The following is a 25043-nucleotide window of genomic DNA, read 5'->3' as shown; positions in this document are numbered from 1 at the left end:
TGGAACTCCCGATGAACCAGATGTCCACGATCACCGTCACCGCCAACCGGCGCACCTATCCCTGGCCGAACGTCCCGGCGATTGCCATCTGCCTGGACGGCTGCGAACCGGCCTATCTCGACGAGGCCATCAAGGCCGGCCTGATGCCGACGCTCGCCCGCATCCGCAAGACGGGCACGGAACGCACCGCGCTCAGCGTGATCCCGAGCTTCACCAACCCCAACAACCTCTCCATCGCCACCGGCCGCCCGCCTTCGATCCACGGCATCTGCGGCAACTATCTCTACGAGCCGGCGACCGGCAAGGAAGTGATGATGAACGACCCGCGGTTCCTCCGCGCGCCAACCGTCTTCAAGGCCTTTTATGATGCCGGCGCTCGCGTCGCCGTAGTGACCGCCAAGGATAAGCTGCGGGCGCTGCTCGGTCATGGCCTGAAATTCGATGAAGGCCGTGCGGTCTGCTTCTCCTCCGAAAAATCCGACACGTCGACCAAGGCGGAACACGGTATCGACAATGCATCGGCCTGGCTCGGCCGCCCCGTGCCGGAAGTCTATTCCGCGGAGCTCTCGGAATTCGTCTTTGCCGCGGGTGTCAAGCTCCTCAAGGAGTTCCGTCCGGACGTCATGTACCTGACGACAACCGATTATGTGCAGCACAAATACGCCCCCGGCGTGAAGCAGGCGAACGACTTCTACGAGATGTTCGACAAGTACCTGACCGAACTCGATGCCCTCGGTGCGGCGATCGTCGTTACCGCCGATCACGGCATGAAACCGAAGCACAAGGCGGACGGAACGCCGGACGTCGTCTACGTGCAAGACCTGCTGGATGAATGGCTCGGCAAGGATGCGGCCCGCGTCATCCTACCGATCACCGACCCCTATGTCGTGCATCACGGCGCGCTCGGTTCGTTTGCCACCGCTTATCTTCCGGAAGGCGCCGACAAGGAGGAGATCATCGAGCGGCTGAAGGCGATCGAGGGTATCGATGTCGTCCTGTCCCGCCCGGAAGCCTGCGTGCGCTTCGAACTGCCGGACGACCGCATCGGCGATATCGTGCTCGTCTCGTCGGAGAACAAGACACTCGGCACCAGCGAGCATCGGCATGACCTTGCAGCGTTGAACGAGCCGCTGCGTTCGCACGGCGGCCTGACGGAGCAGGAAGTGCCCTTCATCGCCAACCGCACGCTGCCCGAGCTTCTGTCCGCTGGCACATTGCGCAACTTCGATGCCTTCTACTACGCGCTCGTCGCAGCCGCGCAGCCGGCAAAATAAGGAGCGAATGATGACCAAGGTGGAAACGACATTCGCGATCCGTCACGAGCCGATGCGAATTGCCGGCAAGATGGTCGATACCGAGGGCGTAGTCGAGGTGCACTATCCCTGGAACGATGCCGTCATTGGCACCGTTCCGGCTGGTAATGCGGAGCACGCCCGCAAGGCCTTCGAGATTGCGGGTGCCTACCAGCCGAAGCTGACGCGCTACGAGCGCCAGCGCATTCTCCTGAAGGCTGCCGAACTGCTGGTCGCCCGCAAGGAGGAGATTTCCGACCTCATCACGCTGGAACTCGGCATTTCCAAGCAGGATTCCCTCTATGAGGTCGGCCGCGCGTTCGATGTCTTCACGCTCTCCGGGCAGATGTGCATTCACGACGATGGTGAAATCTTCTCCTGCGACCTCACGCCCCACGGCAAGCAGCGCAAGATCTTCACCACCCGCGAGCCGCTGACCGCCATCTCGGCGATCACCCCGTTCAACCATCCGCTCAACATGGTGGCGCACAAGGTGGCGCCGGCGATCGCCACCAACAATTGCGTGGTGCTGAAGCCGACCGAGCTGACGCCGATGACGGCTTTGGTCCTCGCCGACATTCTCTACGAGGCCGGCCTACCGCCGGAAATGCTCTCCGTCGTCACTGGCTGGCCGGGCGATATCGGCATGGAGATGATCACCAATCCGAATTTCGACCTCATCACCTTCACCGGCAGCGTGCCGGTCGGCAAGCTGATCGCGACGCATGCGCATTACAAACGCCAGATCCTTGAACTGGGCGGCAACGACCCGCTGATCATCCTCAACGACCTTTCGGATGACGACCTCGCGCGAGCGGCAGACCTTGCGGTCGCGGGTGCCACGAAGAATTCCGGCCAGCGCTGCACGGCGGTCAAGCGCATCCTCTGCCAGGAGCGCGTAGCTGACCGCTTCGTACCGCTGGTGCTGGAGCGGGCGAAGAAGCTCAGGTTCGGCGATCCCATGGATCGGACGATGGATCTGGGCACGGTCGTGCATGCCAAGGCTGCGGAACTCTTCGAGCGCCGCGTGCACAAGGCGGCCGAGGAGGGCGCGCAGATTCTCTATGATCCGGGCCGGCACGGTGCGCTGCTGCCGCCGATCGTCGTCGACCACGTGTCCCACGCGAGCGAGTTGGTGATGGAAGAGACCTTCGCGCCCATCATCCCGATCGTCCGTGCACCGGATGACGACGACGCGCTGATTGCGCTTTCCAACTCGACGGCCTTCGGTCTGTCCTCGGGCGTCTGCACCAACGACTTCCGCCGCATGCAGAAATACATTGCAGGGCTGAAGGTCGGCACGGTGAACATCTGGGAGGTGCCGGGCTACCGCATCGAGATGAGCCCCTTCGGCGGCATCAAGGATTCGGGCAACGGTTACAAGGAAGGCGTGATCGAAGCCATGAAGAGTTTTACCAATGTGAAAACCTTCTCTTTGCCCTGGTGATCTCAAGCAATCCCCTACGGGATCACCTTTTCCGGGAGCCGCTTCGTGCGGCTCCTTTTTTGTTGCCTGCGGGTGGAGCGGGTTATGACAATTGCGGCGGCAAACGTGACGCGGCTGCCTGTTTTAGCGGCAAGTGATCTATAGGTTTTATCTTCCGATTGATAAGAATAATAAATTTTACTTACTGAAAACCAATGCGCAGAATGCCTCCTGAAGCCGACCACACAAGGGTGACGCCTAGATTGCCCGCCGCGCTTCCCCGGTTTTTCCAGGCCTTCAGAGGAGATTTTCAATCATGAACAAACGCATGCTTTTTTTGCTGGCGGGCACTGTCACCGCCGTGCTTCCCACCATTGCTTTCGCTGAAACCCAGCTCACGGTCTATACCGCTGTCGAAGCCGTCGACCTTGACCGCTACAAGGCGACCTTCGAGAAGGCCCATCCCGACATCAAGATCAACTGGGTGCGCGATTCCACTGGCATCATGACCGCCAAGCTGCTTGCCGAAAAGGACAACCCGCAGGCCGACGTCGTATGGGGCCTTGCGGCGACGTCGCTGCTTCTCCTCAAGACCGAAGGCATGCTGGAGGCCTATGAGCCAAAGGATGTCGCGGCGCTGGACAAGAAATTCGTCGACAAGGACACACCGCCGAGCTGGGTCGGCATGGACGCCTATGTCGCGGCGCTCTGCTACAACACCGTGGAGGGTGAAAAGCTCGGCCTCAAGGCGCCGACGAGCTGGGATGACCTGACCAAGCCGGAATACAAGGGCCACATCGTGATGCCGAACCCGGCCTCGTCGGGCACCGGCTTCCTCGACGTCTCGGGCTGGATGCAGATGTGGGGCGACGAAAAGGCCTGGTCCTTCATGGACAAACTGCATGAGAACATCTCGGCCTACACGCATTCCGGCTCGAAACCCTGCAAGATGGCGGGCGCCGGTGAGGCTGTCATCGGCGTGTCGTTCGAATTCCCGGGCGCCAAGGCCAAGAGCGCCGGCGCGCCGATCGACATCATCTTCCCGTCCGAAGGTTCGGGCTGGGAAGCCGAGGCGACGGCCATCATCGCCGGAACGGCGAATCTCGATGCTGCCAAGACCTTGGTCGACTGGTCGGTGACCAAGGAAGCCAACGAGATGTACAATGTCGGCTATGCCGTCGTCGCCTATCCCGGCGTCGCCAAGCAGGTCGAGCATCTGCCGTCCGACATTGCCTCCAAGATGATCGACAACGACTTCGAATGGGCCGCAAACAACCGCGGCGCCATCCTCAAGGAATGGCAGAAGCGTTACGACGCCAAGTCGGAACCCAAGAGCTGATCCTGATCGACCGGGCGGGGCGTTTTCGCGCTCCGCCCTTCGCATTCTCGACCATTGCCTGACAGCCAGCGGAGCTTGCAGATGAGACATGCCATGTCGATCGAACCGACACCCACAAGCATTGCCCGCGACACCGGAGAGGCACATAAGCCGTCGCCCTATCTGGAAATCACCGATCTCTGGAAGAGCTATGGCGATTTCATTGCACTGCGCGACATCTCGCTCACCATTGCAAAGGGCGAATTCATCTGTTTCCTCGGCCCGTCGGGCTGTGGCAAGACGACCCTGCTGCGCGCGATTGCGGGTCTCGATCTCCAGACGCAGGGCACCATCCTGCAAGGTGATCGCAATATCTCGACCCTGCCGGCATCCCGGCGCGATTACGGCATTGTCTTCCAGTCCTATGCGCTCTTCCCGAACCTCACCATCGAGCAGAACATTGCCTTTGGCCTGGAAAATACCGGCCGCTCGAAACCGGAGATTGCCGCCCGCGTCGCCGAGCTTCTGGCAACGGTCGGTCTTTCGGCGCAGGGCAAGAAATATCCAGCCCAGCTTTCCGGTGGCCAGCAGCAGCGCATCGCGCTTGCCCGTGCGATCGCGATTTCGCCCGGCCTGCTCCTGCTCGACGAACCGCTGTCGGCGCTTGATGCCAAGGTGCGTGTGCACCTGCGCCACGAAATCAAGGCGCTGCAGCGCAAGCTTGGCGTGACGACAATCATGGTTACGCACGACCAGGAAGAAGCGCTTGCCATGGCGGACCGGATCGTCGTCATGAATCACGGCGTCATCGAACAGGTCGGCTCGCCGACAGACATCTACCGTCATCCCCGCACCCTGTTCGTTGCAGACTTCATCGGCGAGACCAATCAGTTTCCGGCCAAGGTGCTGCCGGATGGCCAGGTCGAGATCGGTCATTCGGCCTTCTGCTGCCCGACGGAAGGCTTTGCGACGGGCGACACCGCAACAGCCGTCGTACGTCCGGTCGATATCATCCCCCATGGCGCCGATGCGCATGCCGTCAACGCGGCCGACCGACCGGCGACGCCGCAGAACCTCATCGATGCCGAAGTGCGGGAGATGGAGTTTCTCGGCATGTTCTGGCGCACGCGGCTGACCGCGCCACGGCTCGGGGAGCGCTCGCTTGTCGCCGACTTCTCCGTCAATGCGGTCCGGCGCCTGAGCATCGAGACGGGTGCCGTCATCCAGGTGGAAATCCCGCGCGATCGCCTGCTGCTCTTTCCGAGGAGTGCGTGAGGATGAACATCGACCTTGAAGCACCATACCTGCCGCTTGTCGGCAAGCGACTGCGGCAGGAAACCTCCCGCGACGACCGCATCAAGCTCGGCTTCATGGCCGTCATCGGGCTCTACCTGGTCATCGCCCTGGGTGCGCCGCTCTTCATCATGCTGTCGAAATCCCTTTCGACCTACCGCTTCGACCTAGCCGCCTTCGAGTTCCAGGTGAGCGACGAAACGCGCACGAACTGGGGACCGGTCGTCACCGCGGACGCGCTCAACCAAGAGCTCGGTGTCGTTGCGGAAGACGAGCTTGCCAGCAGTTCCGATGGTCGCCTCGCCGCGACCAAGTTCTTCCCGGACTTCAGCTTCCGCAGCCCCGTCCATTACCGCATTCGCGGCACGACTGCCGACACTGCCTTCCTCGCCGGCTCGACGCTGGAGAAGGGAACGGAATGGAGGGAATACGATTCCGGCACGTTCCGGCGCGTCGTGCTGCGGCCGGCGAGCAGCCTTGGCCTCGAAAACTTCAAGACATATTTCTCGACGCCCGCACTGGCGCGCTCCATCTACAATTCGGTGCTGATGGCGGCGATCAGCACCGTGGTGACGATCTCCATCGCCTTTGCGCTCGCCTATGGACTGACGCGCAGCTGCATGCCGCTGAAGGGTCTGTTCCGCGGCATCCTGACGATCCCGATCCTTGTGCCGTCACTGCTGCCGGGCATCGCGCTCGTCTATCTCTTCGGCAATCAGGGTGTTTTCAAGGACTGGCTGATGGGCTACTCCATCTATGGTCCGATCGGCATCGTCATCGGCTCGGTCTTCTTCACGCTGCCGCATGCCTTCCTCATCATCTTGACGGCACTGTCCATTGCCGATGCGCGGCATTATGAGGCCGCCGCGTCGCTGAAGGCCAGCAAATGGCGCACCTTTACCACCGTCACGGTGCCAGGCGCGCGTTACGGCATTGTCTCAGCCGCCTTCGTCGTCTTCACGCTGGTTATCACGGATTTCGGCCTGCCAAAGGTGATCGGCGGCCAATACAGCATGCTCGCCGTCGATATCTACAAGCAGGTGATCGGCCAGCAGAATTTCGAAATGGGGGCGGTGGTTTCCGTCATCCTGCTCGTTCCGGCAATCCTCGCCTTCGCCGTCGACCGGCGCATGCAGAAGCGGCAGGTGGCACTTCTATCGGCCCGCGCCGTGCCCTATGCACCAAAACCCAATGCCGGCATGGACAGGATCTGCTTCGGCTTCGCTTGCCTGGTCAGCCTGTTCATTCTCGGCATGATTGCCATGTGCCAGATCGCGGCGCTTGTGAAATTCTGGCCCTATGACCTGACGCTGACGACGAAGAATTTTGCCTTCGACCTGATGGATGGCGGCGGCTGGTCGGCCTATGGCAATTCGATCAAGCTGGCGCTGCTGACGGCGTTCTTCGGCTCGCTCGTCGTCTTCGCCGGCGCCTATATGGTGGAGAAGACGGATGGCTTCCGCTTCGGCCGCAGCCTCTTCCACTTTCTGGCGATGATGCCCATGGCCGTGCCTGGCATGGTGCTCGGCCTTGCCTATATCTTCTTCTTCAACAATCCCGCCAACCCGCTGAACTCGATCTACGGCACGATGGCGATCCTTGTGATCTGTACCGTGACACATTTCTATACGGTCGCGCATCTGACGGCACTAACCGCGCTGAAGCAGATGGATCCGGAGTTCGAATCTGTCGCTTCTTCGCTGAAGCAGCCTTTCCACAGGCTGTTTTTCCGGGTCACGGTGCCGGTCTGCCTGCCGGCGATCCTCAACATCGCGATCTATCTGTTCGTCAATGCGATGACGACGGTCTCGGCGGTGGTCTTCCTCTACTCCACTGATACCAAGCTTGCGTCGGTTGCCGTGCTCAACATGGATGATGCAGGCGATATCGCGCCGGCAGCGGCGATGGGCATGATGATCTTCTACACGAACGTTGCTGCCAAGCTCATCCACGCGCTGATCGCCCGTGGTCTATTGGCTCGCACCCAGGCGTGGCGATAGGAGGTCCCCACGATCCTGATCAGACCGCACTGGAGTCGTTCTTGCCAGGCCAGGCAAACGCGACTACCGTGAGGTAGGATTAGAAAAATTAAGGGTGTCATGACCTCCGCACATTTGCCGCTGAATTGGCTTCGGGCTTTCGAGGCCGCCGGGCGGCTCGGCACGTTCGCCGGCGCCGGCGTTGAACTGAACGTCACGCCGTCCGCCGTCTCGCAGCATATCCGCGCTCTTGAAGGCAGGCTCGGCAAAGAGCTGTTCACACGCCATGCTAATGGTGTCAGGCTGACGGTTCGTGGGCGGCGTTATGCCGAGGAGCTCGGCCTGGCCTTCGCCGCGATCGACGAAGCCAGCCGCCGTTTTGCCGGGCATGGCACACGCGAAATGCTGGTCGTGCACGTGCCCACGTCGTTTGCCAGTCAATGGATTGCACCACGGCTCGACCTGTTTCGTGCGAGCCAGCCTGAGATCGATCTTAGACTGACGGCGCTCGACCACGGTGAGGACAAGGTCGATGCGACGATCGCGTTCGGGCTGGGCAACTGGCCGAAGCACCAGGCTATGCTCCTGCTTCGTGACGAGGCATTTCCAGTCTGTGGGCCGAAATATGCCGAGGCGCTTGCTTGCCCGCAGGATCTGAAGGGGCATGATCTTTTGCATGTGCCCGGATATGCGGAAGACTGGGACACGTGGCTCACCCATGCCGGCGTCAAGGGCATCGATACGTCGTCCGGGTCATTCTTCGATCAGTCGATCATGGCGATTCGGGCCGCCGTGGAGGGCAAGGGCGTCTTGCTGGGCCGGGCAGCCCTGATCGAGCGTGAGCTTTCCAGCGGCTTGCTCGTGGAGCCTTTCGGCGTCCGCCTTCCTGCTGCTGGTTCCTACTGGTTCCTCACCTCGGGGCCGAAGGAAAACCTGCCGAAAGTTGCGGCATTCCGTGACTGGCTGTCCGAGATGACCGCGGCCTAGATCAAGGATCGCAACGCGCCTCGCTCGACACCGATCGCGCGGTTGCGAAGAAGGCCTGGATCGACTTGCTGTTGCGACGATCCTTCAGGCAGATCAGCTTTTCGTGCATCGAAAGCGGATGGCCTTCGAGTGCGATCTTGACCAGCCTCGGATCGTTGTCGAACTCCGCCTCGGAGACGACCCCGACGCCGAGCCCGGCGGCAACGATCCGTCGGACGGCTTCGCGCCCCTCGGCCTCGACTGCGCAACGGAGGGCTACGCCTTGCGCCTCGGCAAGCGTCTCCAGCATCTGCCTGGTGCGCGAACCCTGCTCCCGCATGACAAGGGGCCACGCGCTCAATGCTTCCAGCGGAAGGCTTGCCCGGGTCGCAAGGGGATGCGACTGCGCGACGAAGAGTACAACGGGTGAGACATTGAGCGAAAAAACCTCGAACGGCCGCTCATCGACGATGTCGCCAAGGACCCCGACGTCCACATCATAGGCGAGCAGATCCTCGACGATGCTATGCGAGTTTCCGCCGACGATCTTGATCTGGATGCCGGGAAACCGGCTCTGGAAAACGGCGAGCACGTCGAGGACGTGATCAACCGAATCGGCCGCGATCCTGAGCATGCCCGCCCGTAGTGACCGCTCCTCCTGAAGAACCTCGAGCGCCTCGCCTTCGGCATCGAACAGGCGGCGCGTCGCCACCAGCAGCCGTAACCCTGCTGGCGTCAGCTCGATCTGGCGGCGTTTTCGCACGAACAGGGCGGCGTCATACTCTTCTTCCAGCCAGCGCACCTGGTCGGAAATGGCGGGCTGCGTGAGGTGCAAGGTGCGCGCTGCCCGCGAAAAGCTGCCGGCGAGAGCCACATGGTGGAAAGCCCGAAGCTGGACATAACGCATGAGAGGCCAAGACCTTTGAGGTTTCTTTGATATCGAGGAATTCTTAATTTGATCCAATAATATCGATTTTATCCTTGCTCCGATAGATGCGATAGGTTTCGCAACACGATGTTGCGAGGATCGGAGAGAACGATGAAGGCCACAGCATCCGCCTTGGTGCACACGGAGGGCGAAGCCAACACGTCGGCGGCGCGTGGGGCCTGGAACGCCCGGATGGGCGATGAGCGCACGCATTCCCTCGTGGCGCGCGACGCCGCCGCGTTCCTCCACCAGAGCCTGTCCAGCCCCTGCCTGACGGCCATCGCCAAGGCGGAGGGCATCTGGATCGAAGACACCGCCGGCCGGCGCTACATGGATTTCCACGGCAACAGCGTGCACCATATCGGCTATGGCCATCCGCGACTGAAACAGGCGATCAAGGCGCAGATCGATGATCTGTGTTTCGCGCCGCGTCGTTTCACCTGCGAACCCGCTGTCGAGCTTGCCGAAATGCTGGGTAAACTTGCGCCTGGCGATCTCGGCAAGGTGCTGTTCACCACGGGTGGCTCGGATGCGATCGAGGTTGCACTGAAGCTTGCGCGCGCCGCCACCGGCCGCTTCAAGACCCTTTCGTTCTGGGACGCTTTCCACGGCGCCGGTTTCGGCGCGTCGAGCGTCGGCGGCGAGGCGACCTTCCGTTCGGGGATCGCCGGCCCGCTCCTGCCGGGCGCCGAGCACGTCGCGCCCTGGGCGAACCGCCACTGCGCCTATGGCCAGGACAATCTTGAAAGCTCGGCCCGCGCCTGCGCCAACATGATTTCCTACGTGCTGGCGCGCGAGGGCGATTTTGCAGCCTTTGTCGCCGAGCCGATGCGGGCAACGCCCAATCCACCCGCACCGGGCTTCTGGAAGCAGGTGCGTGAGGCCTGCGACCGGCACGGGACCTTGCTGATCTTCGACGAAATTCCGACCGGCCTCGGCAAGACCGGCCGCTTCTTTGCCTGCGAGCACGACGAGGTCATTCCCGATATCCTCGTCCTCGGCAAATCACTCGGTGGTGGCATCCTGCCGGTTGCAGGCGTGATCGCCCGGCGCGATCTCGATGTCGCGGGGGATTATGCCATCGGCCACTACACCCATGAAAAAAACCCCGTTACCACGCGTGCGGCGCTGACGACCATCTCCATCATCCTCGAGGAGGGGCTCGCCGAGCGTGCCGCCGAACTCGGTGCCTACGCGATGGACCGGCTCAGGACCTTCGGCGTACGCTGCGCAGCAATCGGCGATGTGCGTGGCCGCGGCCTGCTCTTCGGCGTCGAGATCGTCGCGAGCCGGACGGATTTCACACCGGACAATGCGCTGGCCGAACGGGCCTATTATCGCTGCCTGGATGCAGGTTTGAGCCTGAAAATCAGCCAGGGCAACGTCATGACGCTCTCCCCACCCCTTGTGATCTCCCGCGAGGAGCTCGACCAGGCACTGACAATCGTCGAACAGTCGATCCTCGCGGGCTGACGGAACCGGTATCGGACAAACGAGGAGCAATGCCATGAAAGCCGTCCGGACGGATCAGGAAATCGAATGCCCGGAAATCGACGCTGGTCTCCGCGCACGCGGCGTCGAGCTGGTCACGTTGCCGGATGGCGTCCCGGAGGGCAGGCTGATGCGGGAGGTGGCGGACGCCGACCTCCTTTTGATGTGCTACACGCCGATCACCGCCCGCATCATCGCTGCGGCAACGCGGCTTCGGGGCATTGTCAAATATGGTGTCGGCATCGATGCTATCGACATTCCGGCGGCCATGGCGCGTGGCATACCGGTCGTCAACGTGCCGGACTACGCGCAGGAGACGGTGGCCGAAGCGGCCTTTGCCCTGACGATTGCGCTTGCCAGGCGCCTGCCCGAGATTGGCCGGGCCATGGAGCGCGATGGTTGGATCTGGCCGGATGGGCGTTGGCTGGGGCGCGACATCGCGGGTGCGACGATGGGGCTGGTGGGCACCGGAAAGATCGGCCGATGCATGGCCCGCATGGCGGGCGCCGGCTTTCGGGCGCGCGTTCTCGGCTACGATCCGCATGTCGATGCAGCAGCGATGGCCGCATCCGGAATCGAGAAGGTCGATGATCTTCAGGCGATGCTGCGGCAATGCGATTTCGTTTCGCTGCACACCATGCTGAACGCCTCGACACGCCATCTGATCGGCCGGGCCGAACTCGCCTGCCTGAAACCATCGGCAATACTCGTCAACGTTTCGCGTGGGGCGCTGATCGACGAGACGGCGCTGGTCGAAGCCGTGCTTGCAGGCCGCCTCGGCGGCGTCGGGTTGGATGTCTACGGCCAGGAACCCCTGGCGAAGGAGGGCCATCCCCTCAGCGCCCTCTTCGGGCGTCCCGACGTCATCCTGTTTCCACACCTGGCATTCTTCACCGACGAAGCGATGCGGCGTCTTTCCGACGACACGCTGGCCCGCTGCTTCGAGGTGTTGGAAGGCAGGCCGGTCGAGATACGATCGCATGACCCGCGCCTGCGCATGCAGGAGCACAACGTCGTCTTCGTGTGAGGCATTCTTGGCTGTCGTCTCTCAACTTTGTCCGGGCAAGCCCGTTAGAAGCTGCCGTGGGCGGGGGTTGCCTGCCAAAATCTCGCGGATCGGCGCTGAAATGCGCCTGGGCCGCGCTAGGCGACACGGCGCTCCTCGAAAACCATTCGGCTTTCCTCCTTACCGCCCGCGAGGGTGAGGCGGCGGCGGTCGGCTTCGGCCATTCGCGTTGCCAGCGGAGTGCAGCCGTGGCGCTCCCGATAGGTCCGGGAAAAATGCGATGCGCTGGAGAAGCCGCAGGCCATCGCGATTTCGATGACGGCCTGGGATGAACTGAGCAGCAGCAGGTGTGCCCGCTCCAGTCGCATATCGAGGTAATAGCGCGCCGGCGATCGCCCCATCTCGCGCTGGAACAAGCGCTCCATCTGGCGGCGCGAAAGCCCGCTTGCCGGCGTCATGTCGGCAAGCTTCAGCGGTTCGGCAAGATTCGCCTCCATTTGCTCGACGATGCGGATCAGGATCGGGTTGTCGATGCCGAGGCGCGCCTGCAGCGGCAGTCGCTGGCGTTCGCCCGCTTCGCGCACGCGCTCGGAAAGCGAAAGCTCACAGATGCGATTGACGACATCCTGCCCCAGATCCTCCTCCACGATGCGCAGAAGCATATCGAAAGGCGCGTTTCCGCCGGCGCAGGTATAGAGGTCATTGTCGATCTCATAGGCGCTCTGGCGTGTGTCGACGGCGAAAAACCGTTCGGAAAAATCCGGGAAATGTTCCCAGTGCACGGTGCAGCGGTGGCCGTCGGCCATGCCGGTTCGCGCCAGACAGTAGACCCCGCCGGCGACGCCTGCGAGCGGAACCCGATTGCGCCGGGACAGCCGGAGCCATGCCTCGAGCGCCCTGTCCTCCGGCGGTGATGCTCGCCCGCCGCAAACGACGATGAGGCGCGACTGTACCGGCTGATGCGGCCATGCGCGTGCCTCGGCAAGCGCTCCATCAGGCGCGATGCGGGTTCCGCAGGCGCTCAACACCGGCTGGCCATCCCCTGTCACGACATGCCAGCAATAGATCGGGCGGCCCGCCACCGCATTGGCGAGGCGAAGCGCCTCGACCGCTGCGGAAAAGGCATGCAGGGTGAAGTCATCGAGCAGATAGAAAGTGAAGCGGCCGCCCCGCGCGCATGTCTGCTGCATTGTGCTCTCCCGTGGTGGTGGAGGCATTGTGCAAAAAATAATTACATTATGCAACATAAATGGACAGCAAAGACGTTAGGCTGGAGCTGGAATCGCCATGCCAGGGGCGTGGAGCGACCCAGGCTCGTCTGTTTTACAGCGCGGCTTGCCAAAACAACAAAAATGACCGCAGATATCCATATGACTGATCCTCAAAGCGCCCGGGCCCTTGCCCCCCGCCGTCACGGCGAGATTATTCGCCGCCTGGCTGCTGACGGCACAGTCGGCATCACCGAGCTTGCCGATTTCTTCGACGTGTCGCGGCAGACGATCCGCCGCGATCTGAAGCTTCTCGCCGATCGGGGTCAACTCGATCTCGTGCATGGCGGCGCGACCCTTTTCGGGCCGACAGAGGCGGCCTTTACCGCGCGGCGCGAAGAGAATGCCGATGCAAAGGCTGCAATCGGCCGGGCTGCGGCGGATCTGGTGCGTGATGGCATGGTGGTCTTTCTCGATTCCGGCACGACCACGCTTGCGACGGCCCACGCGTTGTTGGAGCGGAAAAACCTAACGATTTGCACGACTTCTCTTTCGATTGCGCTTCTGATGTGCCGGCAATCGATGACGCGTGTGCACATGCTGGGCGGCGAGATCGATCGAGACGAGGAGGCCTCCATCGGCGTTGATGCGCTGGAGGCGATCAATCACTTCCGCGTCGATGTCGCCTTTCTCGGCGGTGGAGGCCTTTCCCCGGATGGCGAGGTGACGGACTTTACCCGCAACGGCGCCGAACAGCGGTCGCGCATGGCGACGACGGCCGGCAAGGCCTACTTCCTCCTCGATAGCTCGAAATTCGGCCGACTGACGCCGCTGCGGATTCCACGGTTCGAACTTGCCGCCGGCGTGGTCGTCGATCGCCGTCCGCCGGAGGCAATCTGCGAAGCTCTGGAGCGAAAAGGGCCAGCCTTGATCGTTGCAAAGTGATGAAATGTAATAATTTGTAACTTTTTGTCTTGTCCTTTCCGGTCGTTTTGCTACGGTGCGGCCTTCCAGAGCTTCGGGAGGTCGCTTTATGGCGCAGGAATTTCCAACACAGGCACAGGTCGTCATCATTGGCGGCGGCATCATCGGCTGTTCGGTCGCCTATCATCTGACCAAGCTTGGCTGGACCGATGTCGTCCTCCTGGAGCAGGGGCAGCTCAGCGGCGGCACGACCTGGCATGCCGCCGGTCTCGTCGGTCAGTTGCGCAGCCATGCCAACATGACGAGCCTTATCAAATACTCGACACAGCTCTACAGCGAACTGGAGGCCGAGACGGGGCTTGCCACAGGCTGGAAGAACTGCGGCTCGGTCTCGGTGGCGCGCACGGCCGATCGCATGACGGTGCTCAAGCGCACCGCGGCCTCCGCCCGCGCACAGGGCGTCGCGATCGAGGTGATCTCGCCGAAGGAGGCGCAGGATCTCTGGCCGGTCATGGCGATCGACGACCTCGTCGGCGCTGTCTGGTTGCCCGGCGATGGCAAGGCCAATCCGACCGATCTCACGCAATCGCTCGCCAAGGGCGCCCGCAACCGCGGCGCGCGCATTGTCGAGCGGGTGCGGGTCACCGGAATTTCGACGAAAAATGGCGCGGTCACCGGCGTGGAGACGGATCGTGGCGCGATCGCGGCGCAGATCGTGGTCAATTGTGCCGGCCAATGGGCACGCAAGGTCGGCCAGATGTGTGGCGTCTCCGTGTCGCTCCATTCGGCAGAGCATATGTATATCGTCACCGGCAAGATCGACGGCGTGCATCCCGACCTGCCGGTGATGCGCGATCCTGACGGATACATCTATTTCAAGGAAGAGGTCGGCGGCCTCGTGATGGGTGGTTTCGAGCCGGAGGCCAAGCCGTGGGGCATGACGGGCATTCCGGACGATTTCGAGTTCGCGTTGCTGCCGGATGACTGGGACCAGTTCGAAATCCTGATGCAGAATGCGCTGGAGCGCGTTCCGCAGCTGGCGACCTCGGAGGTCAAGAAATTCTACAACGGCCCGGAAAGCTTTACGCCGGACAACAACTTCATTCTCGGCGAAGCCCCGGAGCTGAAGAACTTCTATGTCGGCGCCGGCTTCAACTCCATGGGCATCGCGAGTGCCGGTGGGGCAGGGCGGGCGCTGGCGGAATGGATCGTCAATGGTGCCGCGACCATGGATCTTTGGCCCGTCGACATTCGCCGTTTTGCGAACTTCAACAACAATCCGCGCTGGCTGCACGATCGCGTCAAGGAAACGCTCGGCCTGCATTATGCCATGCCCTGGCCGAACCGCGAGCTGGATACGGCACGCCCCTTCCGCCGCTCACCGCTCTATGACCGGCTTGCTGCAAAGCGCGCCTGCTTCGGCTCGAAGATGGGTTGGGAGCGCGCCAACTGGTTTGCCGCCGCAGACGAGACGCCGGTCACGGCCTATTCATTCGGCCGCCAGAATTGGCACGAAGCCGTGCGGCGCGAAATGGAGGCGACGCGCACCGCAGCCGGCGTCTTCGACCAGACGTCTTTCGCCAAGCTGCTGGTCCAGGGACGGGATGCCGCGGCTGCGCTGAATCGCATCTGCGCTGCCGAGATCGATGTCGAAATCGGCCGTTCCGTCTATACGGGCCTTTTGAACGAGCGCGGCGGCTATGAGAGCGACCTGACGGTCATGCGTCTGGCAGTCGACCGCTTCCTTCTCGTCACCGGTTCGGCGCAGGCCGTGCACGATGCGGACTGGATCCGCAAGAACATCGCGGCTGATGCCCATGTGACGCTCACCGACGTTACCTCCGCCTATGCCGTCCTGGCACTGATGGGGCCGAAGTCGCGCGACATCCTCGCCCGTCTAACCTCCGCCGATCTTTCCAACGAAGGCTTCCCCTTCGCCACGATCCGCGAAATCGATATCGGTTATGCCACGGCCTATGCAAACCGCATGACCTACGTCGGGGAACTGGGTTGGGAACTGATCGTGCCGACGGAATTCGCCGTCGGCGTTTATGAGGCGCTGCACGAGGCGGGTCGCGATTTCGGGCTGCTGGATTGCGGCTACTATGCGCTGGAGGCGCTCCGGCTGGAAAAGGGCTATCGCGCCTGGAGCCGCGAGCTGACGCCGGATATCACCCCCTACGAAGCGGGTCTTGCCTTCGCGGTTGCCCTGGACAAACCGGGCGGCTTCATCGGCCAGGAAGCGCTTGTTGCCGCAAAGGCCAAGGGTGTGCCGACCCGGCGTATCGTGCAGTTCACCGTGGACGATGCATCGCCCATGTTGTGGGGCGGTGAACTGATCCTCAGTGATGGCAAGCCGATCGGTGAAGTGCGCTCGGCGGCCTATGGTCATACGCTCGGCCGCTCCGTCGCTCTCGGCCTCATCGAACATGCGTCCGGCGTGGACAAGGATTTTCTGACCGGGAGTCGCTTCGAGGTCGAGCTTGCGGGGGAACGGTTTGCGGTGACAGCATGCCTTTCAGCGGCCTATGACGCGAAAGGCCTTCGGGTGAAGGCATAGGCGAGCCCCAAACGCCGTTGCCTTCGCAAGTCTGGTATGGTTCCTCACGGTGGGCCGCGGTCGCGGGACATCCCACCATCAATGAAAGCGCGCAGCAGCGGCTGCGCGCGAGAAAATGCGCCGAGCGAGGACGACGTCTTGCATAACCCGAAAGTGCCTGTCGGTATCGTCATCGCGCTCGGCATGACCCAGATCATCGGCTACGGCAGCCTCTATTACAGCTTCAGCATCCTGGCGCCCGCCGTCGCCAGGGACATCGACCTCACGGTCGCGCAGGTCTTCGCCGTCTTCTCCGCGTCGCTGTTCGTCGGAGGTCTATCGGCGCCATATATCGGCAGGCAAATGGATCGCGTCGGCGCAGCGACGGTGATGACGATCGGTTCGGCCCTGTCGGCGCTGACCTTGATCCTCTGCGCGTGGTCGCCGTCCGTGGCGGCCTTCGCCCTCGCCATCGTTCTCCTGGAGATATCGTCCGGCATGGTGCAGTACCAGGCCGCCTTTGCGACACTGGTGGAAGCCGATCCCCGATCCGCCTCCAGAAGCATCACGTATCTCACGCTCATTGCCGGCTTTGCCTCCACGATCTTCTGGCCGATTTCCACGGCGCTGATGGGCTATCTGTCCTGGCGCGAGATCTATCTCGTCTATGCTGCGCTCAACTTCGCGGTCTGCATGCCGCTGCACCTCTGGATCATGAGGAAAGGCAGGCTTGCCGCTGCCGGCGGATCGCGGCCGGTGCGCGAACATGTCATCGGGCAATCCCGCGTGAACGACGTCACAGCGCCGTGTTCCTCGTGTCCGTCGCATTCGCGCTTCTGGCATTCACTCTGGGGGCGATGCTTGCGCATATGGTGCCTATGCTCGCAGCGCTCGGTCTTGGAAGCGGGGCCGTTGTCATAGGTGCACTGTTCGGCCCAGCACAGGTCCTCAGTCGGCTGATCAACATGATATTCGGCACGCGGCTGGCTGCGCCGGGACTTGCCGTGGTGTCCGCAATGCTCTTGGTTCTCAGCGTCGTCATCCTGGCGCTGTCCGGCGCCTGGCTTCCGGGCGCGGTCGCCTTTTCCATTTGTCTCGGTCTCGGATCGGGCATCCACAGCATTGCCCAGGGCAGCTTGCCCCTCTATCTGTTCGGCTCGGACGGGTACGGCGCTCTCACCGGAAAAATGGCCGCTGCGCGGCTGGCTGCCGCCGCTGCAGCACCCTTCGCGTTCGCGGTAACGATGGAGACGTTCGGGATAGGAGCTTCGCTTGTCGTCAGCGCCGCCCTTGGTGCCATAGGGATCGGTGCGTTTGTCGCGGTCGCCGTGTCGGCGAAGCGGAGCCTCGTCCGCGTCTCCTGAGCCGCTAAACCGATCTGGGAGCAGCGGTTATAGTTGCCCACCAAGGATGATGACGCGCTCTTGCTGCGGTCGCGGCCGTGCCACCTCGACACGTGCGGCCGCCGTCCGTCCGATCGCCTCCTGGCCGGCCAACGGCGGCGAGGCGCCCCGATATTTCGTCGTGACTTCGCGGGGCGAAGTGCCCGGGGTTTGGCAAACGTAAGATGCCGCCAATGTGGCGGCATCTTACCTTCCATGCAGGGGTTTTGGTGCAGATCCCGTGTCGAACTACATGCGGATGCGCTCGCCGGAAGGATCATAGACGCATCGGTCCACAACCCTTGCCCTGCTGCGGCGGCCGAAGGCCTCGACTTCGATTTCGCTGAGGGCCATGTCCTCGCCCTTGAGATATCCGAAGACGATCGAAGCGCCGACGGTGTGGCCGAAATCGCCGCTGGTGGTCATGCCGACGACGCGGCCGTTTACCGACATTGCTTCGCCGCCATAGACCGGAAGAGGCTCATCGAGCTGGAAGCAGGCGAGTTTACGGGCGATGCCGCTCTCCTTCTGGGCCGCGATCGCGTCGTGACCCAGGAAATCGCCCTTCTTCATCGACACGGCAAAGCCAAGTCCCGCCTCCAGAGGTGTGTCGTCAGGGGTGATGTCCGCGCCCCAATACAGGTAACGCTTTTCCATGCGCAGACTGGAGATTGCCTTGTAGCCGACGTCGGCGATGCTGAACTCGGCACCTGCCCCTTTCAGCAGCTCGTAGACGTAGGCCATGTATTCGGTGGGCACATGCAGTTCCCAGCCGAGCTCGCCGACATAGGTGACACGCGCGGCCATGACCGGCGCCCAGCCGATGCGGATGTCGCGACACGTCATGTAGGGGAAGGCCTCGTTGCCGACGTCGTTTTCACTCACCTTGGCAAGGACGTCGCGCGAAAGCGGGCCGCAGAGGTTGATGACACCATATCCGCCCGTCACATCCTGCACGTGAACCGATCCGTCGCGCGGCATGTGGCGGCGAATCCAGCCGCCGTCGCGCGTGCCGAAGGCAGAGCCGGTCACCACATGGAACCGGTCCTCGCGCCGTCGCATGATCGTGAGGTCGGCCTCGATGCCGCCGCGCCTGTTGAGGAGCTGCGTATAGATCACGGCATGTTCGCTGCGGTCGACATTGGCGGCCGCCAGCCATTGCAGGTAACGGAGGGCACCCGGACCGGTAACCTCGAATTTGGAAAAGGACGATTGGTCTACCAGCACCACGCCCTCGCGGGCCGCCCGGTGCTCGCGGCCGATGACTTCGGCATAGGGCGCGCGCTCAAAGGTTTCGAGCGGCGGTTTCGGCTCGCCGGCTTTCAGGAAATAATTGGGCCGCTCCCAGCCGAATTTCACGCCGTTGACTGCCCCCCGGGCAGTAAGGGTCTCGTATAGCGGCGAGCGGCGGAGTGGACGGCAGGCCGAGCGTTCTTCTTCCGGCCAGGCGACAGCGTAGTATTTCGAATAGGCCTCAATGGCACTGTCACGCAGATAGGCAAGCCCGCCATGCGGTTGACCGAAGCGGCGCAGGTCGAACGCCCAGAGATCCATGCCGGGGTCGCCTTCCAGGATCCAGTTTGCCATGGCGCGCCCAGCACCACCCGAGGCCGCGATTCCGGACGTGAAACCGCAGGCGACGAAGAAATTCTCGAAGTCGCCGGCAAGGCCCATGACCGGCTCGCCATCGGCCGAGATCGGTATGGGACCATTGACCACGGAGCGCACGCCAAGTTCGTTCAGGATCGGAATGCGGTTCGACGCCCCTTCGATCACCCCGGCGATACGCTCGAGGTCGTCGGCGAACAGTTCCTGACCGAAGCTCATCGGCAGCTTGCCGAGGCCATAGGCGGCGCGTGTTTCCTTCTCCCAGCCGCCGATCACCATCGCGCCCGGCTCCGGCTTGACGTAGAAATTGGCGTCGGGGTCGCGCAGTGTCGGCAGATTGTCCGGCACCAGCGGTGATTTCTCCGTCACGAAGTATTCGTGCTCGACCACGGTGATCGGCAGGTCGATGCCCGCGAGCTCGCCGAGCTGGCGCGCCCAGAGGCCGGCGGCATTGACGACCACCTCGCAGCCAATGTCGCCCTCGGTGGTCTTGACGGTCGTGATGCGGCGATCCTTGATGGCAAAGCCGGTTACGGTAACGCCCTCGACAATGCGCACGCCGCCGGCTCGTGCACCCTTGGCATAGGCATGGGTCAATGAATAGGGATCGACATGGCCGTCCGAGGCGATCCAGGTCGCGCCGCGCAGCCCCTTGACGTCGACAAGCGGAAACAGTCGCTTGATCTCGTCGGGGCCAACCAGCTCCATGTCGAAGCCGTAACTTTTGGCGGCGGTGTGGGCGCGTTTCAATTCCTCCCAGCGGGCATCGGAGGCGGCAAGTCTGAGGCTGCCGACGTTCTTCCAGCCGACGTCCTGGCCAGTCTCGGCACCGATCCGGGCGCAGAGATCGGCGCTGTATTGCATCAGACGGGTGAGGTTCACCTTGCTGCGCAACTGCCCCATCAGCCCGGCGGCATGCCATGTGGAGCCAGCGGTCAATGCGGTTTTCTCGAGGAGAAGGACGTCTTTTTCTCCCGCTTGTGCGAGATGATAGGCGATGCTGGTGCCGATTGCGCCTCCGCCGACAATGACGATGCGGGCGTGGGAGGGAACTTTGCTGGGCATATTCGGCCTTTCCGGTTGGGGCTTTCGACAGCGAGATGGTTTGTTTGCCCGTTGAAGCGGCCTCTTGCCGGCGCAACGCGATTTTCTTAGAGGTCGAGGACGAGCCTTGGTGAACGCGCCCGGGAGCAGCAGACCGTGAGATAATCCTGCCGCTCGACTTCGCAGAGCGCCTCGTCCCGATGGTCAGGAATGCCGTCTATGTAGCGGACCATGCAGGAGCCGCAGATTCCCTGCCGGCAGCTCGTCGCAATCCCATGTCCACGCTCGGCCAGTGCAGCGAGCAACGTCTTGTCGGCCGGTACGGTGATGACCTCACCACTTGAGGCGATCTCGACTTCGAATGCCCGGTCACCCTCGGCCAAGCGCTCGTTCGGAGCGAAGGACTCGACATGAATCTGATGAGGCGGCCAGCTTTCGGTCGCCTTGCCAAAGGCGTTGAGGAACCCTGGCGGGCCGCAGGCATAGACATGCGTTCCGGCGGTAGTCTTGCCGACCATTGCGGGCATGTCCGGGCGGCGGGCGGGATCGTTGCCGTCGTGATGGAGCGCCGCGCGACCGGCGGCGATTTCGTCGAGAATGAATGTACAGAACGCTGTTTCTTCGAGAGAGCGTGCGCAGACATGAGCGAAGTAGTCCGCCCCGGCCTGCCGTAAATGATGGATCATCGCGATGATTGGGGTGATGCCGATTCCGGCGGCGATCAGGAGATGACGCTCCGCATCTTCGGCCAGCGCAAAACCGTTGCGCGGGCGGTCGGCACGCACTATGGCCCCGTGCGTGAACGTTCTGGCCACCTCCAGTGATCCGCCCTGGCCCTGCTCTTCGCGCTGGACGGCGACCCAGTATTCGGACGTTCGCGCCGGGTCGCCACACAGCGAGTAACAACGCAAGTGACCGCTTGGGAGGCGGAAGCTGAGATGAGCGCCGGCGTCCCAGGCCGGAAGGCGCTCACCGGAGGGCGAGACCAACCTGTAGGCCGAAGCTCGGGCGGTCAGCGCCTTGATATCGGTGACTTGAAGCAGGATTTCCGGCCCGGAGAGCATGGCTGGCATCAATTCGGCAGGATCAGGTGCTCATCCGCTGGGCATACCAGCGGATGTAGCGATCGACGTTCTGCTCTTTGGTTGGGGAATAGGGCCCGGGTTCGAAGCCGGGCGAGGTGATGCCGATCCATTGCCGGCGACAGATCTCCCAGTCCTCCGACATGACCTGGTCATGGAAAGCCACGATCTTTTCGGGGTCGTAGTCGCGGCCCTCGACGGCCGCCTCATCGACAAGCCAATAGCCGCGCACGATCGTCTTTGTCGGCGAGACCGGCGTGATGCGCACTGTATGGGCATAGTCGGCGTTCGCGTGGCACCAGAAGTTGATGTTCGTGTTGGCGCGGGCCGTTCCCATGTCGGGATCGGTGAAACCGGCCATCAGCACGTCGCATACCAGCTGGCCATCCGGGCTTTCGGTGACCATGCCCTTGCGCACCGGCGTGCGGTTGGCGCGGAACCACTCGGCGGTGTTATTCGACGACGTGTTGACGCGGGCGACGTCGAGACCTGCCTTTTCCCAACGGATCGTACAGTCGGCGAGGCGTTCGGCGATCTCGTCCTTCAATGCCGGATTGTCGTTTTCGGTGTCATACTGAACCGAAACGTATCCGTGATGGTTGGCCTCACAATGGTAACACTCGCGGTTGTTCTCGACGACGATTTTCCAGTTCACGTCGAGATGATAGTCGCGGACGAGCGCCATTTTCGCTCGGGCGATACCCTGGGATTTCATTATGGGCGAAAGGTGATCATGCAGTTCGTGGAACGGCAAAGGCATCTCGGCGAGATTGACGAAGATCAGCCCATGCAGTTCCCCGACATGAACCGGTTTCAGCCTGTGGGCGCTCTTGTCGAAATCGTCGCCCATCATCGGCGCGCCGATCAGCGCTCCGTCATGGGTATATGACCAGGAATGATAGGGGCAGACGAGGCGCGCCGCCGTGCCCTTCTCCTTGGTGCAGATGATCGAGCCACGGTGTCGACAGACATTGTGGTGGGCGTGGATCTTTCCGTCACGGTCACGCACCACGACGACCGGCGCACCGCCGACATCGAGCGTGATATAGTCTCCCGGCTTCGGCAACTCGATCGTGTGTCCGGCAAAGAACCAGTTGTTGCGGAATATCTTCTCCTGCTCGGCCGCAAAGATCTCATCACTCAGGTAGAACTGGCGTGGCAGGCCCTTGCCTGGGCTATAGGTCGAGAACATATCCATTTCGGCAGATCCTAAACGCAGGTTTGATCGACTGGAGATGAGGCTACCTGCATCTCGTTCCGTCGAGCAAACGCGAATACCTTCGGGTCTGCGCAAGAAAATCTAAGGGTACCGTGCGTGCCGAACGTCTCCCGCCGGGCAACATCATGCCCAAGGGGCTCGTGGTGAAAATCGCACTGGAAAAACAGATCCGGGCCAGATCGAAATGCCCTGGCCCGGAGATTCCATTGTCCGCCAAGCGGTCGCTTGCCTATGTTGAGCTGTGAATGCCGGCGGTGAGCTTGTCCCCACGGCTTTGCACCAGTGTGTCCTGCCGAGGCGTCTCCATAGGGGAGAAGCCGAAGCGCTTCTTGTAGCAGGTTGCAAAATACTGGCTGGAGGAGAAACCGCAGTCAAAAGCGACGTGGGTGACGGATTGCCGGCCGTCTTCAAGGAGTTGGCGCGCGGCGTTGAGCCGGAGCATCTGGAGATAGCGGACAGGCGTCATGTTGGTCAGCACCTGGCAATGCTGGGTGAACTGGGTGCGCGAAAGGTTGCACTCGGCCGCCATGTTCTCCAGCGTCCAGTCTTCGTCGAGCGCGTGCCGCAGTCGTTTCAGAAAAATCTCCACGGTGCGTTTCGAGCTTGCCAGCGCAAGATCCAGCACCGGCGCCTGGCTCTCCAGCATCTGGCGGAACTGCAGCAGCATCATCGAGATCAGCAGGCGAAGCCTCGCCTCGCCGCCCTCGATATCGCCACCTGCGACCACCTCGTGTATCTCCAGGAAGGTACGCGTGACGTCGCGTGAAGCGAGATAGGAAATCTGCTCGTTCTTCGACAGGAGTTCGCTCAGCCTTTTGCGGTCCCGCTCCGGCCAGCCGATCCAGTCGGGCCAGAGCCAGGTCTCGTGCGGACGGCGCACACCCATGTCCATCAGGACCCAGATGATGTGGCTGGCGCCGATGGTCGGGTCGCCGAGCGCATGCAACTGCCAGGGCCGCACGACGAACATCTGGCCTTCGTTGAGCGTGGTCTTCCGGCCATCCATCGTGATGGTCAGCGAGCCGCGCGCGAGATAGGCAATCTTCACGCCTTCATTGCAATGTTCGCGCAGCCCCCAGTCCTGTGGCGTCGTCGCGTCCCAGCCGCCGACGGAACACACTTGTGGCAGCGCCTTGCCGAGATCCGTTCCCGGATAACCCCGCCTCGTCCAGGCATTGAGCGAGACCTGTCCGGCAAGCGACGCCTTCATCAGGTCCTGGCAGTTGCCGGCGTAAAGCAGGGCGCCCGGCTCACGAAAAACAGCGGGCCGGCTGACCGCCCGTTCGTTGTTGGCTTTGTTCATCACTCTCCTCCGCCGGTGTTCAAAATTTACCACTCCTCTATTTCGAACGCGGGCAACGATTTATTGCGCAATGCTTGGCCATCATCAAGCGACAAATCGAGGCGCTGGTGATTTGCCGTTGAAACTCAACGGCATGGAGGAGAAATGGGGAGGATTTGCCGGTGCGGATAGGCTTCCACACGGATGCGTTCAATTCGGCCTACTGGTCGTTCGAAAAATGCTTGCAGTGGGCGAGCGACAACGATGTGCACTTCATCGAGTGTGGCCTGATCGACGGCGTGAGCTGGATTCACGGCCTCGGCTATCAACCTCATGTCGCGCTCTACGAAGACCCCGCGCTGCTGCGCCGCAAGATGGATCGCTACGGCGTGCGGTTTTCCCAGGTCGATGCCGCCTATCCGCTTTCCGGCGAGGACGGGCCGCTTCGGGGCGTGCCCTATGTGCTGAAATCGATCGCCTGGGCCGCACAGGCCGGAAGCCCCTGCGTCGACACGACCGACGGGCTTCACATGCCGGAGGGCTTGAGCGAAGAGGAATCGATGGCGCTGATGAAGCGCAGCTACGAGAAGATCATCGAGGTCGCGGAAGCACACGAGATCATCGTCAATATCGAGCCGCACGGGCATTTCACGACACGCCCGGAATTTATGGCGCGCATGCTGGCCTTCGTCGATTCGAAGTGGCTGCGCATGAACATGGATACCGGCAACACCTTCATCGCCGGCCAGGAGCCGACCGAGTTTCTTCCGCGTTTCATCGACAAGGTCAGCCATGTCCACGTCAAGGACGTGTCGCAATCGCTGGCAGATGCGGTGCGCGGCGGGCAGACCGGCATTGCTGTCAGTCATTGCGCGCTTGGCGATGGCGTCAATGCAGAGAACATCAAGGCCTGCCTCGCCCAACTGCGCGACCATGGCTATGACGGCGTGCTCAGCCTCGAATGCGAGGGCGCGGCCGGACCGATGATCGAGAAGTCGCTCGCCTGGATCCGCGGCACCTGCCGCGATCTCGGCATCAAGCTGCATTGAGCGCGCC

Annotated in this window: 17 protein-coding genes and 1 pseudogene; 12 read left to right on the top strand and 6 right to left on the bottom strand. The window is 62.3% G+C overall.

Annotated features, from left to right (window positions below):
- Positions 1–11: 11 nt before the first annotated feature.
- The 6 genes from phnA (at position 12) to ACT6VE_RS21810 (ending at position 8295) form a co-directional block, all read left to right on the top strand.
- Positions 12–1274 (top strand): phosphonoacetate hydrolase, encoded by a 1263-nt coding sequence (gene phnA / locus ACT6VE_RS21835; protein WP_444800539.1) that lies wholly within the window; start codon positions 12–14, stop codon positions 1272–1274.
- Positions 1275–1284: 10 nt separating this feature from the next.
- Complete coding sequence (gene phnY / locus ACT6VE_RS21830) at positions 1285–2739, top strand: phosphonoacetaldehyde dehydrogenase (protein ID WP_444800538.1); 1455 nt, start codon at positions 1285–1287, stop codon at positions 2737–2739.
- A 295-nt stretch (positions 2740–3034) separates the two neighbouring features.
- Complete coding sequence (locus ACT6VE_RS21825) at positions 3035–4057, top strand: putative 2-aminoethylphosphonate ABC transporter substrate-binding protein (protein WP_444800537.1); 1023 nt, start codon at positions 3035–3037, stop codon at positions 4055–4057.
- A gap of 81 nt (positions 4058–4138) precedes the next feature.
- Positions 4139–5311: a putative 2-aminoethylphosphonate ABC transporter ATP-binding protein gene (locus tag ACT6VE_RS21820; protein ID WP_444800536.1), complete on the top strand. Its 1173-nt coding sequence runs from the start codon at positions 4139–4141 to the stop codon at positions 5309–5311.
- A gap of 2 nt (positions 5312–5313) precedes the next feature.
- Positions 5314–7329, top strand: coding sequence for a putative 2-aminoethylphosphonate ABC transporter permease subunit (locus ACT6VE_RS21815; protein ID WP_444800535.1), 2016 nt, complete (start codon positions 5314–5316; stop codon positions 7327–7329).
- 99 nt (positions 7330–7428) lie between these two features.
- Positions 7429–8295, top strand: a complete 867-nt coding sequence (locus ACT6VE_RS21810; protein ID WP_444800534.1) for a LysR substrate-binding domain-containing protein — start codon at positions 7429–7431, stop codon at positions 8293–8295.
- Between the two features lies 1 nt (position 8296).
- On the opposite strand, the gene ACT6VE_RS21805 is transcribed toward ACT6VE_RS21810, so the two are convergent.
- Positions 8297–9181, bottom strand: coding sequence for a LysR substrate-binding domain-containing protein (locus ACT6VE_RS21805; RefSeq protein WP_444800533.1), 885 nt, complete (start codon positions 9179–9181; stop codon positions 8297–8299).
- A gap of 132 nt (positions 9182–9313) precedes the next feature.
- Between ACT6VE_RS21805 and pbfA the strand changes: the two genes are divergently transcribed.
- Positions 9314–10675 carry a (R)-1-hydroxy-2-aminoethylphosphonate ammonia-lyase gene (gene pbfA, locus ACT6VE_RS21800; RefSeq protein WP_444800532.1) on the top strand — a complete coding sequence of 454 codons (1362 nt, stop codon included), beginning with the start codon at positions 9314–9316 and terminating at the stop codon, positions 10673–10675.
- Positions 10676–10709: 34 nt separating this feature from the next.
- Entirely contained in the window at positions 10710–11720 is a 1011-nt protein-coding gene (locus ACT6VE_RS21795) for a 2-hydroxyacid dehydrogenase (RefSeq protein WP_444800531.1), read from the top strand.
- A gap of 116 nt (positions 11721–11836) precedes the next feature.
- On the opposite strand, the gene ACT6VE_RS21790 is transcribed toward ACT6VE_RS21795, so the two are convergent.
- Complete coding sequence (locus tag ACT6VE_RS21790) at positions 11837–12889, bottom strand: GlxA family transcriptional regulator (protein WP_444800530.1); 1053 nt, start codon at positions 12887–12889, stop codon at positions 11837–11839.
- A 180-nt stretch (positions 12890–13069) separates the two neighbouring features.
- Here ACT6VE_RS21790 and ACT6VE_RS21785 point away from each other — a divergent pair, with 180 nt between their 5' ends.
- From ACT6VE_RS21785 to arsK, 3 genes and pseudogenes are all read left to right on the top strand, one after another.
- Positions 13070–13852 (top strand): DeoR/GlpR family DNA-binding transcription regulator, encoded by a 783-nt coding sequence (locus ACT6VE_RS21785; protein ID WP_444800529.1) that lies wholly within the window; start codon positions 13070–13072, stop codon positions 13850–13852.
- An 88-nt stretch (positions 13853–13940) separates the two neighbouring features.
- Entirely contained in the window at positions 13941–16391 is a 2451-nt protein-coding gene (locus ACT6VE_RS21780) for a GcvT family protein (protein WP_444800528.1), read from the top strand.
- Positions 16392–16574: 183 nt separating this feature from the next.
- A pseudogene (gene arsK / locus ACT6VE_RS21775) lies at positions 16575–17734 on the top strand (arsenite efflux MFS transporter ArsK).
- Positions 17735–18001: 267 nt separating this feature from the next.
- Here the strand turns inward: arsK and ACT6VE_RS21770 are convergent.
- The 4 genes from ACT6VE_RS21770 to ACT6VE_RS21755 all read right to left on the bottom strand — a co-directional run bounded on the left by ACT6VE_RS21770 (position 18002) and on the right by ACT6VE_RS21755 (position 24008).
- Entirely contained in the window at positions 18002–20425 is a 2424-nt protein-coding gene (locus tag ACT6VE_RS21770; RefSeq protein ID WP_444800527.1) for a GcvT family protein, read from the bottom strand.
- Between the two features lie 86 nt (positions 20426–20511).
- Positions 20512–21477 (bottom strand): PDR/VanB family oxidoreductase, encoded by a 966-nt coding sequence (locus ACT6VE_RS21765; RefSeq protein ID WP_444800526.1) that lies wholly within the window; start codon positions 21475–21477, stop codon positions 20512–20514.
- Positions 21478–21490: 13 nt separating this feature from the next.
- Positions 21491–22684, bottom strand: coding sequence for an aromatic ring-hydroxylating oxygenase subunit alpha (locus ACT6VE_RS21760; RefSeq protein WP_444800525.1), 1194 nt, complete (start codon positions 22682–22684; stop codon positions 21491–21493).
- A gap of 250 nt (positions 22685–22934) precedes the next feature.
- Positions 22935–24008, bottom strand: a complete 1074-nt coding sequence (locus tag ACT6VE_RS21755) for a helix-turn-helix domain-containing protein (protein ID WP_444800524.1) — start codon at positions 24006–24008, stop codon at positions 22935–22937.
- 161 nt (positions 24009–24169) lie between these two features.
- On the opposite strand from ACT6VE_RS21755, the gene ACT6VE_RS21750 reads away from it, so the two are divergent.
- Complete coding sequence (locus ACT6VE_RS21750; protein ID WP_444800523.1) at positions 24170–25036, top strand: sugar phosphate isomerase/epimerase family protein; 867 nt, start codon at positions 24170–24172, stop codon at positions 25034–25036.
- Positions 25037–25043 lie beyond the last annotated feature (7 nt).

It is taken from the genome of Shinella sp., assembly GCF_052438155.1.
GTDB lineage: Bacteria > Pseudomonadota > Alphaproteobacteria > Rhizobiales > Rhizobiaceae > Shinella.
Note: the sequence above shows the minus strand (reverse complement) of the source record. Positions and strands in the feature narration are given on the sequence as shown.